The organism is Methylobacter tundripaludum SV96 (genome assembly GCF_000190755.2).
GTDB lineage: Bacteria > Pseudomonadota > Gammaproteobacteria > Methylococcales > Methylomonadaceae > Methylobacter_A > Methylobacter_A tundripaludum.
Genome location: NZ_JH109153.1, coordinates 124,395 through 139,920 on the forward strand (window position 1 = coordinate 124,395; position 15,526 = coordinate 139,920).

The 15,526-nt window shown below is 50.8% G+C and carries 11 protein-coding genes; 4 read left to right on the top strand and 7 right to left on the bottom strand.

Annotated elements, in window-relative coordinates:
• Positions 1-199: 199 nt before the first annotated feature.
• The 4 genes from purL to METTU_RS13595 all read right to left on the bottom strand — a co-directional run bounded on the left by purL (position 200) and on the right by METTU_RS13595 (position 6,223).
• Positions 200-4,069: a phosphoribosylformylglycinamidine synthase gene (gene purL / locus METTU_RS13580; protein ID WP_006892287.1), complete on the bottom strand. Its 3,870-nt coding sequence runs from the start codon at positions 4,067-4,069 to the stop codon at positions 200-202.
• Positions 4,070-4,161: 92 nt separating this feature from the next.
• Entirely contained in the window at positions 4,162-4,806 is a 645-nt protein-coding gene (gene bamC / locus METTU_RS13585) for an NlpB/DapX family lipoprotein (protein WP_006892288.1), read from the bottom strand.
• Between the two features lie 8 nt (positions 4,807-4,814).
• Positions 4,815-5,690: a 4-hydroxy-tetrahydrodipicolinate synthase gene (gene dapA / locus METTU_RS13590; RefSeq protein WP_006892290.1), complete on the bottom strand. Its 876-nt coding sequence runs from the start codon at positions 5,688-5,690 to the stop codon at positions 4,815-4,817.
• Positions 5,691-5,776: 86 nt separating this feature from the next.
• Complete coding sequence (locus tag METTU_RS13595) at positions 5,777-6,223, bottom strand: YaiI/YqxD family protein (RefSeq protein ID WP_006892292.1); 447 nt, start codon at positions 6,221-6,223, stop codon at positions 5,777-5,779.
• 120 nt (positions 6,224-6,343) lie between these two features.
• Between METTU_RS13595 and METTU_RS13600 the strand changes: the two genes are divergently transcribed.
• Positions 6,344-8,134 (top strand): DEAD/DEAH box helicase, encoded by a 1,791-nt coding sequence (locus METTU_RS13600; protein ID WP_006892293.1) that lies wholly within the window; start codon positions 6,344-6,346, stop codon positions 8,132-8,134.
• A 141-nt stretch (positions 8,135-8,275) separates the two neighbouring features.
• Here the strand turns inward: METTU_RS13600 and dnaQ are convergent, their stop codons facing one another.
• Positions 8,276-9,001 (bottom strand): DNA polymerase III subunit epsilon, encoded by a 726-nt coding sequence (gene dnaQ, locus METTU_RS13605; protein ID WP_006892294.1) that lies wholly within the window; start codon positions 8,999-9,001, stop codon positions 8,276-8,278.
• Between the two features lie 191 nt (positions 9,002-9,192).
• On the opposite strand from dnaQ, the gene METTU_RS13610 reads away from it, so the two are divergent.
• Positions 9,193-9,573, top strand: coding sequence for a YajD family HNH nuclease (locus tag METTU_RS13610; protein ID WP_006892295.1), 381 nt, complete (start codon positions 9,193-9,195; stop codon positions 9,571-9,573).
• A gap of 13 nt (positions 9,574-9,586) precedes the next feature.
• Here the strand turns inward: METTU_RS13610 and METTU_RS13615 are convergent, their stop codons facing one another.
• Both METTU_RS13615 and icd read right to left on the bottom strand, forming a co-directional pair.
• A complete protein-coding gene (locus METTU_RS13615) occupies positions 9,587-10,066 on the bottom strand; it encodes a PilZ domain-containing protein (protein WP_150107855.1) in 480 nt (159 codons plus the stop codon).
• Between the two features lie 187 nt (positions 10,067-10,253).
• Positions 10,254-11,555 carry an NADP-dependent isocitrate dehydrogenase gene (icd, locus tag METTU_RS13620; protein WP_006892297.1) on the bottom strand — a complete coding sequence of 434 codons (1,302 nt, stop codon included), beginning with the start codon at positions 11,553-11,555 and terminating at the stop codon, positions 10,254-10,256.
• 215 nt (positions 11,556-11,770) lie between these two features.
• Here icd and METTU_RS13625 point away from each other — a divergent pair, with 215 nt between their 5' ends.
• Together METTU_RS13625 and acnB are read left to right on the top strand one after the other, a co-directional pair.
• On the top strand, positions 11,771-12,784 hold the full coding sequence (locus METTU_RS13625; RefSeq protein WP_006892298.1) for an isocitrate/isopropylmalate dehydrogenase family protein: 1,014 nt from the start codon (positions 11,771-11,773) through the stop codon (positions 12,782-12,784).
• A gap of 160 nt (positions 12,785-12,944) precedes the next feature.
• Positions 12,945-15,503, top strand: coding sequence for a bifunctional aconitate hydratase 2/2-methylisocitrate dehydratase (acnB, locus tag METTU_RS13630; RefSeq protein WP_006892299.1), 2,559 nt, complete (start codon positions 12,945-12,947; stop codon positions 15,501-15,503).
• Positions 15,504-15,526 lie beyond the last annotated feature (23 nt).

Genomic DNA, 15,526 nt, shown 5'->3' on the forward strand with positions numbered 1-15,526 from the left:
TTCACCTGGTGTTCTCGGCAACTGCTCCATGCCGTCATTCTTGTCTCTGTGTTAAATAATTCTTTAGCCTGATTCCGATAATGCCTTCACAGTCTACTGCACCTGATGCGCTCCCGTTGTGGCGGAAAGCGCCTTAGGTTTCCATTTTTACCCTCCATGTTTTCATGGACGGTGCGTAACATCGGTTAATAAAACGCTTTTAACCTACCCAAACTCTGGCGTTTTTAAACAGACGCATCCACGCGCCATATTCATTCCAGTCATCCGGGTGCCATGAGTTTTGCACCGTTCTGAAGCAGCGCTCCGGGTGCGGCATCATAATCGTAAACCGCCCGTCCGTGGTGGTCAGTCCGGTAATGCCGAACGGCGAACCATTGGGGTTGGCGGGAAATTCCGTGGTTAATTCGCCATAGTTATCGACATAACACAAGGCAACAGCGCCCGCCTCCAGCGCAACCGCCGGATCCACTGCGAATTCCGCACGCCCTTCGCCATGCGCAATGGCGACCGGCATTCTGGAACCTTCCATACCGGCAAACAGGATGGACGGCGATTTTTGCACTTCAACCAAGGCCACCCGCGCTTCAAACTGTTCCGAGGTGTTGCGCATGAAACGCGGCCAATGTTCCGCGCCGGGAATAATGTCTTTTAATCCCGACATCATCTGGCAACCGTTACAAACACCCAAGCCGAAAGTGTCGGGTCGCTGGAAAAATGCGGCGAATTCATCGCGGCAACGCGAGTTGAACAAAATCGATTTTGCCCAGCCGCCGCCCGCGCCCAGTACGTCGCCGTAGGAGAAACCGCCGCAGGCAACCAGGCCGGTGAAATCAGCCAAGCTCACCCGGCCATGAACAATATCGCTCATGTGTACGTCGATACTGGTAAATCCGGCGCGGTCGAATGCCGCCGCCATTTCCACATGGCCGTTAACGCCCTGCTCCCGCAGTATCGCGACTTTGGGTCTTATTGCGTTTTTAAACAGCGCTGTCACGTCGTCGTTAACATCAAAGGTCAACGCAACATTCAAGCCGGGATCCTGATCATCGGCGATGCGTTCAAACTGCTGCTGCGCGCATTCCGGGTTGTCGCGCAAGGCCTGCATCTGGTAGCTGAGTTCGGACCAGCTGCCCTGCAATTCGGCCCGGCCGGCGGAATAAACAACCTCGCCCAAATGGCGAACGGTCAGTTGCTGTTCTTCCATGACCTTGCCTATGACATAAATGCAATCGATCAGGCCCGATTGTTTTAACAGCTCCACGACGTCCTTACAGTCGCTCTGACGTACTTGCAATACCGCGCCCAACTCTTCATTAAACAATGCCGCCAGCACATCATCGCCCAGGCTATCGAGCGTCAGGGTCACGCCCAATCGGCTCGCGAACATCATTTCCGCCACCGTAGCCAGCAAGCCGCCATCGGAACGGTCATGGTAGCTAAGCAGTTTGTCTTGGCTATTAAGCGTTTGTATCGCATCGAAGAAGGCTTTCAGCAGGCCCGCTTCATCCAGGTCGGGACAGCTATCGCCGAGCTGGTTATAAACCTGCGCCAATACCGAACCGCCCAAACGGTTTTTACCCGCGCCCAGATCAATCAGGATCAAGGCGCTGTCTTCATCCGGTACGCGGCGCAGTTGCGGGGTCAGGGTAAGGCTAATATCGGCAACCGGCGCAAACGCGGTAATCACCAATGACAACGGCGCAGTCATGGTTTTTTCGGCGGAATCATCTTTCCACACGGTTTTCATCGACAAGGAATCCTTGCCCACCGGTATCGCGATACCCAGCGCCGGACACAGTTCCATGCCTACCGCCTTGACGGTATCGAACAATGCCGCATCTTCGCCCTGGTAACCGGCCGCGGCCATCCAGTTGGCGGACAATTTTATTTTCTTCAGCGAATCTATGCTGGCGGCGGCGATATTGGTGATGGCCTCGCCTATCGCCATACGCCCGGATGCCGGAGCATCGATCACCGCGATCGGCGAACGCTCGCCCATCGCCATCGCCTCACCGGTCACGGCATAAAATCCCGTTGCAGTGACGGCGACATCGGCCACCGGCACCTGCCAGGGACCGACCATTTGATCCCGCGCAACCAGTCCGGTGACCGAGCGGTCGCCGATATGGATCAAGAAGCTCTTATCGGCGACGGCCGGGAATGACAAGACGCGCTTGACCGCCTCGTCCAGCGTGATGCCGCTGAAATCCAGTGACTTGGTGTTGGGTTTAACATGCTCGACATTACGGTGCAGCTTGGGCGATTTGCCGAATAATACCGACATCGGAATATCGACCGGCTTGTCGCCCAACAACTCGTCGCCGAGCGTTAAATGCTCTTCTTCGGTCGCCTCGCCGATCACCGCAAACAGGCAATGTTCGCGCTCGCAAAAAGCGGTAAATAGTTCCAACGATTCGGGTTTAATCGCAACCACATAACGTTCCTGCGCTTCGTTGCACCAGATCTGCATCGGCGACATGCCTTTATCGGCATTATGCACATTGCGCAATTCAAAGCGGCCGCCGCGATCGCAGTCGTGAATGATTTCCGGCACCGCGTTGGACAAACCGCCCGCGCCAATATCATGAATGGAGACTATCGGCGTATCGTTGCCCATGGCATTGCAGTGATTAATGACTTCCTGACAACGGCGTTCCATTTCGGGATTTTCCCGTTGCACCGAGGCAAAATCGAGGTCTTCCGAACCTTCGCCGGAAGCCTGCGAGGAAGCGGCACTGCCGCCCAGCCCGATTAACATAGCCGGGCCGCCCAGGATGATGATCAACGAACCGGCGGGGATCGGGTGTTTATCGACCAGCATCGGCCGGATGTTACCCATGCCGCCTGCGATCATGATCGGTTTATGATAGCCCCGAAATTCATTGTCCTTGCCCGGTACGGATTGCTCAAAGCTGCGGAAATAACCGGCCAGATTGGGTCGGCCGAATTCATTATTAAAGGCTGCGCCGCCGAGCGGACCTTCCAGCATGATGGTTAACGCCGAGGCGATACGTTCCGGCTTGCCGTTATCCGCTTCCCAGGGTTGCGGGAAGCCGGGTATTTTCAAATGCGATACGGAAAAACCGGTTAAACCGGCTTTGGGCGAAGAACCGCGACCGGTCGCTCCTTCGTCGCGAATCTCACCGCCGGAACCGGTTGCCGCGCCCGGATAAGGCGAAATGGCGGTAGGATGATTATGGGTTTCCACCTTCATCAGCAAATGCGCGTCTTCTTCGACATAGCCGTATTCGCCGGTCTGGGGATTGCGTAAAAAAACCTGCGTAGTTGAACCTACCGCTACCGAGGCGTTATCGCTGTAGGCTGACAAGATGCCTTCCGGGCTTTTTTCCGCAGTATTGCGGATCATTTTGAACAGGGATTGCGCTTGCTCTACGCCGTCAATCGTCCAGTCGGCATTAAAAATCTTGTGTCGGCAATGCTCCGAATTGGCTTGGGCAAACATCATCAATTCGACATCGGTCGGATTCCTGCCCAACGTTTGAAAGCTCTCGGTCAGATAATCGATTTCATCATCGGACAAGGCCAGACCCAGTTCCGTATTGGCGCTAACCAGCGCGTCGCGTCCCTGTACTGTTATAGCAACATGCAGTAACGGCTTGGGCTGATGCTGAACGAACAGTTCAGGTTCGATGTCGCCGTCCAAAACGGTTTGGGTCATACGGTCATGCAATAACACTTTCACAGATGCCGATAACGGCCCATCGACATCCAACGTGTACTCAATACCCCGTTCGATCCGTTTAACCTCGGATAATCCGCAACGTTGGGCAATTTCGGTCGCCTTGCTGGACCAGGGTGAAATCGTGCCTGGGCGCGGCACGACCAGTAAACGTGCGCCCGGAACATCAACGCCTGCTTCCGTGGAACCGTAAGCCAGCAGCTGTTTTAAAATCCCGGTTTGACGGTCATCCAAGTCATTATCAATATCCACAAAGTGCATAAACCGCGCTGAGACGGCCTTGATTGCGGGTTCTATAGCCTGAAGTTCGGCCAGCAATTTATTAATACGGAAGACAGAAAGCGCGGAAGTTCCAGAGATTTTTAACATGGGTAAAAAAGATTCAAATTAAAGGCGAAAGACGAAAGGCGAAAGGCAAAAGGGTTTTTTAACCTTTCACCTTTCGCCTTTCGCCTCATAAATCACTTAGCCAAATCAGCTTTGATAGTGTCGTGCAAAAGCGTCAGCAAACTTAAACTCGTCTCGTCAGCCACCGGTTTTTGTTCTTTGTTCAAGATAACAACATCGGTCTGCCGGTTGTTTTCCACTAATTTAAGAACATACTCTTGTTCAGTGACTTCAAACCCTTTGAAAAAAAACTGGACCTCGTCCCAAACGGAACCGTCTTCCACTTCCTTTTTATTCGGGTCATATTGGACATCAAACCGCCCTTCGTCCTGATTGCGATTGGTCACTTCAATAGACTTTCTGCTTAATGCTTTACCCACCATACGCCATGCTATTGCTGAGGGCGCACCGATGCGCAAGCGCTTTGTTCCCTCACCCGCGTCAACCAGTTCAACCTGAGTTAATTTCCGGTCTACAGTCGGAGCTGTTTCAGTTGGCGGGACAGCGGCGGCGACATCAGGGCTTTCAGCAACCGGAGCGGCGGCAGGAACGTTTGCGATTGAATCGCCTGCAAGATCGGGCGGCATGATCAGCGGTGGAATTTCAGTCGTAAACTGATAATCTTTTTCTTTATCCGGAAATAAATTCTTTATAGTGCTGCAGGCCGATACATTGACCAAAACAGCAACGATAATAAGCGACCTGATTTTAGTTTTCATAATCTGTGTTAAATAACTTCGGCCTGACGCATTGCGTCACGAACCGCATCAAAGCAATCTTCGGTCAACCACGTCAACGGTAAACGAATGCCCTTCCCCATCAAGCCCATTTCGGCAACCGCCCATTTAACGGGAATCGGGTTAGACTGAATAAACAGGTTTTTGTGCAACGCGGCTAGTTTTTTGTCGATAGCTAAAGCGTTTTCTTCATCGCCCACTATCGCCAACATAATCATTTCATGCACCAGCTTTGGCGCGACATTGCCCGTTACGGTAATGCTGCCGTTGCCGCCCAACAAACAAAACTCGCGACTGGTCGCATCGTCGCCGGTATAAATCGCAAAATCGTCACCGGTCAGATCGCGGATTTTTTTAACTCTGGACAAATCCCCGGTCGCCTCTTTAACGCCGACGATATTCTTGACATGAGACAGGCGTCCAACGGTTTCCGGCAGCATATCGCAAGCGGTACGTCCCGGCACATTGTATAAAATCTGGGGAATGTCGACGGCATCGCTAATGGCTTTGTGATGCAGGTACAAGCCTTCCTGAGTCGGCTTGTTGTAATAGGGGGTAACAATCAGACAGGCATCGGCGCCGGCTTCTTTGGCCAGGCGGGTCAGGTTGATCGCTTCGGTAGTTGAGTTTGCACCGGTTCCGGCAATAACCGGTATCCTGCCGCCGACATATTCAACAATCGACTTGATCACATCGCAGTGCTCGTGCTCATCCAGCGTCGCCGACTCGCCTGTGGTGCCGACGGCAACCAGGGCATCGGTCCCTTCTGTGATATGAAATTCCACCAGCCTTCTTAAGCTTTCCTTGTCCACCGCACCGCGTTCATCCATCGGTGTTACTAAAGCGACGATACTACCTTGAATCATGAAATCTCTCGATCAGAATTAATGCTGTTACAAAATTGTCGCCATTATAACAAGCAAATAACTAAAACTCAGCCTGATACGTAATTTTACGGGTATTTAGCTAAAAACCGATCCAGCGCATTGGCGAAATCCTGCTTGTCTCGCTGTCCAAGAGGCGGAGGCCCTCCCGATGTTTGTCCTGCACTGCGCATTTCCTCCATAAAATCACGCATGGCTAATCGCTCCCTGATATTTTCTTTAGTATAGAGCTCGCCTCTGGGATTAATGGCATGGGCATTTTTGGCTATCACTTCAGCCGCCAGCGGAATGTCAGCGGTTATCACCAGATCATTTTTCTGCAAGTGTTTGACAATGTAATTGTCAGCTACATCGAAGCCGCCCGAGACCTGCACCGCACTGATAACTTTGGATGGCGGTATGGTTAAAAACTGATTGGCCACCAATGTCAGCGGCAACCGCCTTCGTTCCGCCGCGCGAAATAAAACATCTTTAATCGCATTAGGACACGCGTCCGCATCAACCCAAATCCTCATAATCAAGCTCTTTATCCAGTTAATTTTGCTGCAAATGTTAATATAGTGCGTTATAATACTCTGATAAACAAACACATTTCTCCGCGCTTACGCGCCTTCTAGCTTCCAACAGGTAAATCCATGTCCAATGATGTTTCTACATTACCCTCTTTTAGTGATTTAGCTCTGATTGAACCGGTGCTAAGAGCACTGAAAGATGTCGGTTATGAAACACCTTCGCCCATACAAGCACAAACCATCCCGCTCCTACTGCAAGGCAAAGACGTTCTGGGGCAAGCACAAACAGGCACCGGTAAGACCGCCGCCTTTGCATTACCCATTTTGTCGCGCATCGACCTCAAGCAAAAAGACCCGCAAGTGCTGGTTCTGGCGCCAACTCGCGAACTGGCCATTCAGGTGGCAGAAGCGTTTCAACGTTATGCCGCGCACTTAAAAGGTTTCCATGTTCTGCCTATCTACGGCGGACAAGACTACACTACCCAGCTACGCCAGCTAAAACGCGGCGCTCATGTGGTTGTCGGCACACCAGGCCGGGTTATGGATCACATGCGTAAAGGCACGTTAAACCTGAAAGGTCTCGGCTTTCTGGTTCTTGATGAAGCCGACGAAATGCTGCGTATGGGCTTTATTGATGACGTGGAATGGATTCTTGACCAAATTCCGGAAAAAAGACAAATAGCCTTATTTTCTGCGACCATGCCTTCGGTTATTCGCAAAATCGCTCAGCAATATCTTAATGAGCCTGAACATATCACCATCAAAGTCACCACCGCATCCGCTGAAAACATACGCCAACGCTATTGGCTGGTCAGCGGTGTACATAAGCTGGACGCGCTAACCCGGATTCTGGAAGCGGAAACGTTTGACGGCATGATTATCTTTGTCAGAACCAAAACTTCAACCGTTGAGCTGGCAGAAAAACTGGAAGCGCGCGGTTATTCCGCCGCCGCGATTAACGGCGACATGTCTCAAGCGTTACGTGAGCGCGCCATTGCCAACCTGAAAAACGGCAAACTGGACATCTTAATAGCGACTGACGTTGCTGCTCGCGGACTGGACGTAGACCGTATCACCCACGTCGTTAACTACGACATTCCTTACGATACCGAATCTTATGTTCACCGTATCGGCAGAACAGGACGCGCAGGACGCACCGGCGACGCCATTTTGTTTATTGCCCCCAGAGAAAGAAATCTGCTGGCTAATATTGAAAAAGCGACCAAGCAAAAAGTTGAAGAAATGGGCTTGCCTTCAACCGAGGTCATTAACAATAAACGTATCTCTCGCTTCAAACAAAACATTACCGATACGCTGGCCGCAGAAGAGCTGAGCTTTTTCAGCCAACTGTTGGAACAATACCAACAAGAGCACAATGTAACCGCATTGGAAATAGCCTCCGCACTGGCAAAACTGGTTCAGGGCGAAACGCCTTTGTTACTGCAAAATCTGCCTAAAAAATCTAAAGACAGCCGGGACGACAGACCGTCCAGGGACGATAGATCGGCAAGACCCGACAGGCCGCAAAAAGACCGCAAGCCAAAGCGCGCATTCGGCGGCGGAGCGGATATTGAAATGGAAACGTACCGGATTGAAGTCGGCCACACCCATGGCGTAAAACCCGGTAACATCGTTGGCGCCATAGCCAATGAAACCGGTATTGACGGCGACCATATCGCCCGCATCAGAATCCAGGACGACTACAGCACCGTTGAATTACCGGCAGGCATACCGAAAGAATTGTTTGAGGAATTGAAAAAAGTCAGGGTAGCCGGACAGCAACTTAACATCTCCAAAATGAGTGAAGGCGCTAAAAAAGCGGCGAAAGACGACGATAGCGCTAAAAAAGTGGATAAAAGCAAAAAAAGGGTCGGTTCACCATCCAGACGGGCAAAGCCAAAAGCGGCTGAATAACCTACAACGTTGTGAAAGACCGGCTGCCTCATACGCATCCGGTTAAACAGATTCAATCAATAACATTGCTTAACCAGCCACGAAGAAAGCCAAGGTAAAAACTTAGCGCTCTTCGTGGTTTTATGCTTTTAGTTAATACACTTACTGATTCCAAATACACCCCCCTCCGGCTTTTTCAATAGCCTCCAGACGTTGTTGATGCGCGTTTAATTCCTCTTCCGTACAACGTATGATTTTTAATGCGGGACGATCCGCAGACAAATGTTTAATCTCCCTATTAACAGCCGCCCCTTCCTGCCTTCCCTGCCCTTCATCCAGCAACGAAGACTGTCCGCCAGTCATCAATAAAAACACATCGGCCAGAATCTCGGCATCCAGCAATGCGCCATGCAGATCGCGGTGGCTGTTATCGATCCCATACCGCTTACACAGCGCATCCAGACTATTACGCTGTCCAGGGTGTTTTTTTCTGGCATAGGTCAGCGTGTCGAATACTTTGCTGTAATCCGTGACCGTTCCCGTCTGACTATTCAGCCGTGAAAATTCATAATTGATAAAACCGACATCAAACGGCGCATTATGAATGACTAACTCGGCATCCTGAATAAAGGCAATAAAGTCCTTAACAACATCCGCAAAACAAGGCTTATCCTCCAAAAACTGGTTGGTAATGCCATGAACCTCAATAGCACCGTCATCAATTATCCGCTCTGGATTAATATAGGTATGGAACCGCTTGCCGGTTAAGCGGCGATTAACCAGCTCCACGCAGCCAATTTCAATAATTCTGTGTCCTTCCTGCGGATTTAAGCCGGTCGTTTCGGTATCGAGAACTACCAATCGATTTGTAAATGTTCGTTTATCCACACGTCACCTTAAGACTTTTATTAATCATTTTTTAGTATAAATTTTTTAAGCCGACATTACTTATTAATTTTTCAAAGCCAATCGATCACCTTCGCCCCAACAAAAGTCAATCCTATCCTTTACTGTTTTTCTGTTAGAATTTAATCATACCGTTTAGCGTGACCTTTCCGCACATTACAGAAGACATTGTTATGACCATCAAAAAAACCCAGCCCGATAGAAATAAACTGGATCAAATCGTGACCGATGCCAGGCGCAATCAGGAACTCAGGGAGCAGTCTTATCGCGGTCAGGCTCTTAAGTTATACCCTTGGGTATGCGGTCGATGCACCCGCGAATTCGATCATAAAACCCTGACCGAATTGACCGTGCATCATAAAAACCATAACCACGACGACAATCCATCCGACGGCAGTAACTGGGAATTATTGTGCCTTTATTGCCATGATAATGAGCATTCACGATACGAAGAAACCCGCTTTGACAGCTCAAAATCGGGTAAATCCACCGCGCCTGTCGCCACCCACAACCCGTTCGCAGATCTAAAATCCCTACTGGGTAGCAAGAAATAATAAGCGTTGGACATTATTTGAAACGCGTTTGCCTTTGATAAAAGCCTCGTCGCTGAACTTCAAAGCCGTTTTTACAACCGGATTCGATAAGATAATCCCTGAACTGGGGATAATGCTGTTCAAAATAAATACCGTATTTAAAAGGCAACGCAATAGGTAACGCCGATTCCCCAAGAAACAATTCTACAAACTCATCATCCTCGGCATTACCTGACTTATTAAACGAATGCACCACCTGCCCATCAAGAAAAAAACTGTCGCCCTTTATAAAACAAAGCGTTATTTTAAGATGGTTGTTTCTTTTTAACGCCTGATTACTACAAATGGCGATACCTTGTTTACTAATGTTAAGTATTTTTACCGGCTGCTCGCGGTGAAAGAAAACCGGCGTTTTTTTCAAAACAGCATTGATGTCGGTTCTTTCGTACCGTACTTGTTTTCGGGCCGCTTTTTCCACCATGACGTCTACTCCAGATGCGTTTGATTTACCCAAATTCCCTTTCCAAATAAAGCATCTTCATAGAAATCGCTGATGGTTTTAAAGGCCATGTTGAAAAGGAATTATCCATTGAGAACAAGTTGATAGCAACTCAACTTGTTCTCAATAATAAGGTCAAAGCTAACGTTCATCTATTCGTATCATTACCTAAAAATTAGGCGCAATGGTCTGTTCTTGGCGGCTACTTCAAATTTTCAATCAATACATCAGCAAACTCGCTACATTTGACTTCTGTCGCCCCTTCCATCTGCCGGGCAAAATCATAAGTCACCCGTTTACCGGCAATAGCGACATCCATGGCATTAATGACCGCATCGGCGGCTTCTGTCCAGCCCATATAGCGCAACATCATTTCGCCGGACAGGATCAATGAACCGGGATTCACTTTATCCAAATCGGCGTATTTCGGTGCCGTGCCGTGCGTGGCCTCAAAAACAGCGGTGCCGGTTTGATAATTGATATTGCCGCCGGGTGCAATGCCGATGCCGCCGACTTGCGCGGCCAAGGCATCGGATAAATAGTCGCCGTTCAAATTCAATGTAGCGATCACATCGAAGTCTTCAGGCCGGGTCAAAACCTGCTGCAAGGTAATGTCGGCGATAGAGTCTTTAATTAAAATGCGCCCCTTTGCCAGCGCTTCGGCCTGAACCTTGTTTGCCGCCTCTACGCCAAACTCGGCACGGGTTTTTTCCCAGTGTCCCCAGGTATAGACGTGCTCGGGATATTCGCGCTCCGCCAACTTATAAGCCCAATTACGAAACGCCCCTTCGGTAAATTTCATAATGTTGCCTTTATGTACAATCGTCAGGGATTTGCGTTTATTGGTGACGGCATACTCGATAGCGGAGCGAATCAGGCGCTCTGTGCCTTCCTGCGAGACCGGTTTTATGCCGATGCCGGAAGATTCCGGGAATCGGATTTTTGCGTATTGCTTGGGGAAATTTTCTTTTAACAGTGTTAGAAAAATCTTTACATCGTCGCTGCCTTGTTCAAACTCGATACCGGCGTAAATATCCTCGGTATTTTCCCGAAAAATCACCATATCGACGGCTCCGGGATTTTTTACCGGCGAAGGTACGCCCTGAAACCATCTGACTGGCCGCAAACACACATACATATCCAGTAATTGGCGCAAAGCCACGTTCAGAGAACTGATGCCGCCCCCTACCGGCGTGGTCAACGGGCCTTTAATGGACACCAGATAATGCTTGCAAGCCTCGACGGTTTCATCGGGAAGCCAGGTATCAAACAAGCGGTGGGATTTTTCTCCTGCATACACTTCCATCCAGTGAATTTTCTTTTGCCCGGAATAGGCGCTTGCAACGGCCGCATCCAAAACACGAACGGCGGCGCGCCAAATATCCGGCCCGGTACCGTCGCCTTCAATAAATGGAATAATCGGATTATCCGGCACGACCAGCTTGCCGTTTTGTAGAGTGATAGCGCTGCCGTTTGCGGGTGGGTTGAGTGTGAGACTAGCCATAACAACTCCTTCAAATAATATTGAGCAATGTTGCGCAAGGTAGCGACGTCGGACCGCACCAACAGTAGGCGCATTAGGCGACGTCTCCATGGACTTAACGCATCATAGCAAAAGGCTGGCGATTTGCACCATTTAACCACTGCAGCTGGATAAACACAGGCCTAAAGCACTATAATTTACACAATGATCTGTTTTTTTTAAACTTGGAGAAATGAATGCACGCAGTTACGTTGATAAAAGGTGATGGAATTGGCCCATCAATAATGGATGAAGCTGTTAAAGTTATTGACGCGTCCGGCGTAAAAATTCAGTGGGAAGAAGCGTTTGCCGGTTTGGCCGCTTTTGAACAATTCGGCACGCCGCTGCCGGATGAAACCATGGCATCAATAGACAGAACCCGTCTGGCATTTAAAGGCCCGTTAACCACGGTTGTCGGCGGTTCCGGGTTTAGAAGCATTAACGTGGCATTGCGGCAGAAGTATGAGCTGTATGCCAACGTCCGTCCCGCCAAAAGCTGGGCAGGCGTAAAAACCCGCTATGACGATGTCGATATTGTTATCGTCAGGGAAAATACCGAAGGACTCTACGCGGGGCTTGAGCATTATCTAACCCCTAAAAAAGACATCGCAGAAAGTCTGGCCGTCGTCACCCGAACCGGTTCGCAACGCGTGATCGACTATGCTTTTAAATACGCGCAGGATAACAACCGTAAAAAAGTAACCGTTTGCCATAAAGCCAATATCTTAAAATTTACCCAGGGACTGTTTCTGGATGTCGCCCGGGAAACAGCCGTGCGCTACCCCGACATTCAGTTTGACGAAAAAATCATTGATGCATCCTGCATGCACATGGTGATGGACCCGTCGCAGTTTGACGTCATCGTCTGCACCAACATGTTCGGCGACATCCTGTCCGATTTGACCGCAGGTCTGGTGGGCGGACTGGGCTTGATCCCCGGCGCCAATATCGGTAACGATGCGGCCTTGTTTGAAGCCGTACACGGCAGCGCGCCCGACATCACCGGGAAAAACCTGGCTAATCCTACCGCTGTGATCATGGCAGGCGTGATGATGCTGGATCATCTCGGCGAACACGAAGCGGCCGCTAAAATAAAAGCAGCGGTTGAAAAAGTGGTTAATGAAGGCAAGTTTGTTACGCCGGATCTAAATCCGCAATCCAAATGCGGAACCATTGAAATGGGCAATGCGATTGTTGAGGCGATGAAGTAAAACGGCATCGTTCCCACGCTTCCGGGCGTGGGAACGCAGTCATGGACGCTCCAGCGTCCACTACTGATGTTGAATGCGACGCTGGAGCATCGCTTACCGCATTCCCACGCCGGAGCGTGGGAACGATAAAATGTTTTAAACCCTCTTCCAGGAACTCCCCATGCTAGAACAATACCGCAAACACGTAGCAGAACGCGCCGCCGAAGGCATCGTACCCAAGCCGCTTGATGCAGAGCAGGTTGCCGCTTTGGTCGAGCTGATTAAACAACCGCCCGCAGGAGAAGAGCAATTCGTACTCGATCTGTTGGCTAACCGCGTTCCTGCCGGTGTTGACGAGGCGGCTTATGTTAAAGCGGGATTCCTGGCAGCCATCGCAAAAGGCGAAATCAGCTCACCGATTCTGGATGCGGCGCGCGCCACCGAATTGCTGGGCACCATGCTGGGCGGTTATAACATCGCGCCGTTGATCGATCTGCTGGATAACCAAGCGCTGGCTCCGATTGCCGCCAAAGCGCTGTCCCATACCCTGCTGATATTCGATGCTTTCCACGATGTGCAGGAAAAAGCCGATGCAGGGAACCCATTCGCCAAGCAGGTGCTTAATGCCTGGGCGGAAGCGGAATGGTTCACCAGCAAGCCCAAAATGCCTGAAAAACTCACGGTGACCGTGTTTAAAGTAACCGGCGAAACCAATACCGACGATCTGTCACCGGCTCCCGATGCCTGGTCGCGCCCCGACATTCCGTTACATGCCAAAGCCATGCTGAAAATGCCGCGCGAAGGCATTACCAACGCCGAACAGCAAATCGTCGAACTCAAGCAAAAAGGCTTTCCGGTCGCTTATGTCGGCGATGTGGTCGGCACCGGTTCTTCGCGCAAATCGGCGACCAATTCGGTATTGTGGTTCATGGGCAATGACATTCCGTACATCCCCAACAAGCGCGAAGGCGGCGTTTGCATCGGCGGCAAAATCGCGCCGATTTTCTTTAACACCATGGAAGACTCAGGCGCCCTGCCCTTTGAATGCGATGTGACCCAAATGGCGATGGGCGATGTGATCGACATTTATCCGTATGCGGGCGAAGTTAAGCGTCACGACAGCGGCGAACTGATCTGCAAATTCGAACTGAAAACCGATGTGATCCTGGACGAAGTACGCGCCGGTGGCCGTATTCCGTTAATTATCGGCCGGGGTTTGACTGACCGTGCGCGTAAGGTGCTGGGCTTGGCCGCATCCACGGTTTTTAGCCGTCCGGTTGACGCCAAAGACAGCGGCAAAGGTTATACGCTGGCGCAAAAAATGGTCGGCAAGGCTTGCGGCGTTGCGGGTGTTCGTCCCAACACTTACTGCGAACCGCACATGACAACCGTGGGTTCCCAAGACACCACCGGACCCATGACTCGCGACGAGTTGAAAGATTTAGCCTGTTTGGGTTTTTCAGCCGATCTGGTGCTGCAATCGTTCTGCCATACCGCGGCATATCCGAAGCCTGTTGACGTCACCATGCAGCATACGCTGCCGGATTTCATTATGAACCGCGGCGGCGTGTCGCTCCGTCCCGGCGACGGTATTATTCATTCCTGGCTGAACCGGATGCTGTTGCCGGATACCGTCGGCACCGGCGGCGACTCGCACACCCGCTTCCCTATCGGCATCTCATTTCCCGCCGGTTCAGGCTTGGTCGCGTTTGCCGCAGCAACCGGCGTGATGCCGCTGGATATGCCCGAATCGGTTTTGGTCCGCTTTAAAGGCGAGATGCAGCCAGGCATTACTTTGCGCGATCTGGTCAATGCGATTCCTTACGTGGCGATACAGCGCGGCTTGCTGACCGTTGAAAAACAGGGCAAGAAGAACGTGTTTTCAGGCCGCATCCTGGAAATCGAAGGCTTGCCGGATTTGAAAGTGGAGCAGGCTTTTGAATTGTCCGATGCCTCGGCCGAGCGTTCTGCCGGTGGCTGCACGGTGCGCTTGAACGAAGCGCCGATCCGCGAGTATCTGAATTCAAACATTACCCTGCTGAAATGGATGATAGCCGAAGGTTACGGCGATGTACGCACCATCGAACGCCGGATCAAAGCCATGGAAGAATGGCTGGCTAATCCGGTATTGCTGGAGCCGGATGCCGACGCGGAATACTTTGAAATCATCGAAATCGACATGAGTGAAATCAAGGAACCGTTGCTGGCCTGCCCCAATGACCCGGATGATGTGAAAACGCTGTCTGCTGTCGCCGGCACTAAAATCGACGAAGTGTTTTTGGGTTCCTGCATGACCAATATCGGTCATTTCCGCGCCGCCGGTAAATTGCTGGAAAAACACCAAGGCGAATTGCCGACCCAATTGTGGGTAGCCCCGCCGACTAAAATGGATCAAACCCAATTAACCGAGGAAGGCTATTACAGCACCTTCGATAAAGCCGGTGCGCGCACCGAAATGCCGGGGTGTTCATTATGCATGGGTAATCAGGCGCGGGTCGCCGAAAACGCTACCGTGGTTTCCACTTCAACACGGAACTTCCCTAACCGTTTGGGTAATGGCGCTAATGTGTATTTGTCGTCGGCAGAGCTGGCGGCAGTATGTTCGATTCTGGGCAAAATTCCGACTTTTGACGAATACATGCACTATGCAAGTCAGATTAACGAAACAGCCGAGGATACCTATCGTTATTTGAATTTTGACCGGATGGATAGTTATCGGCAAAAGGCTAACCACGCATAGAACTTAGACTGCTGGATTATTAG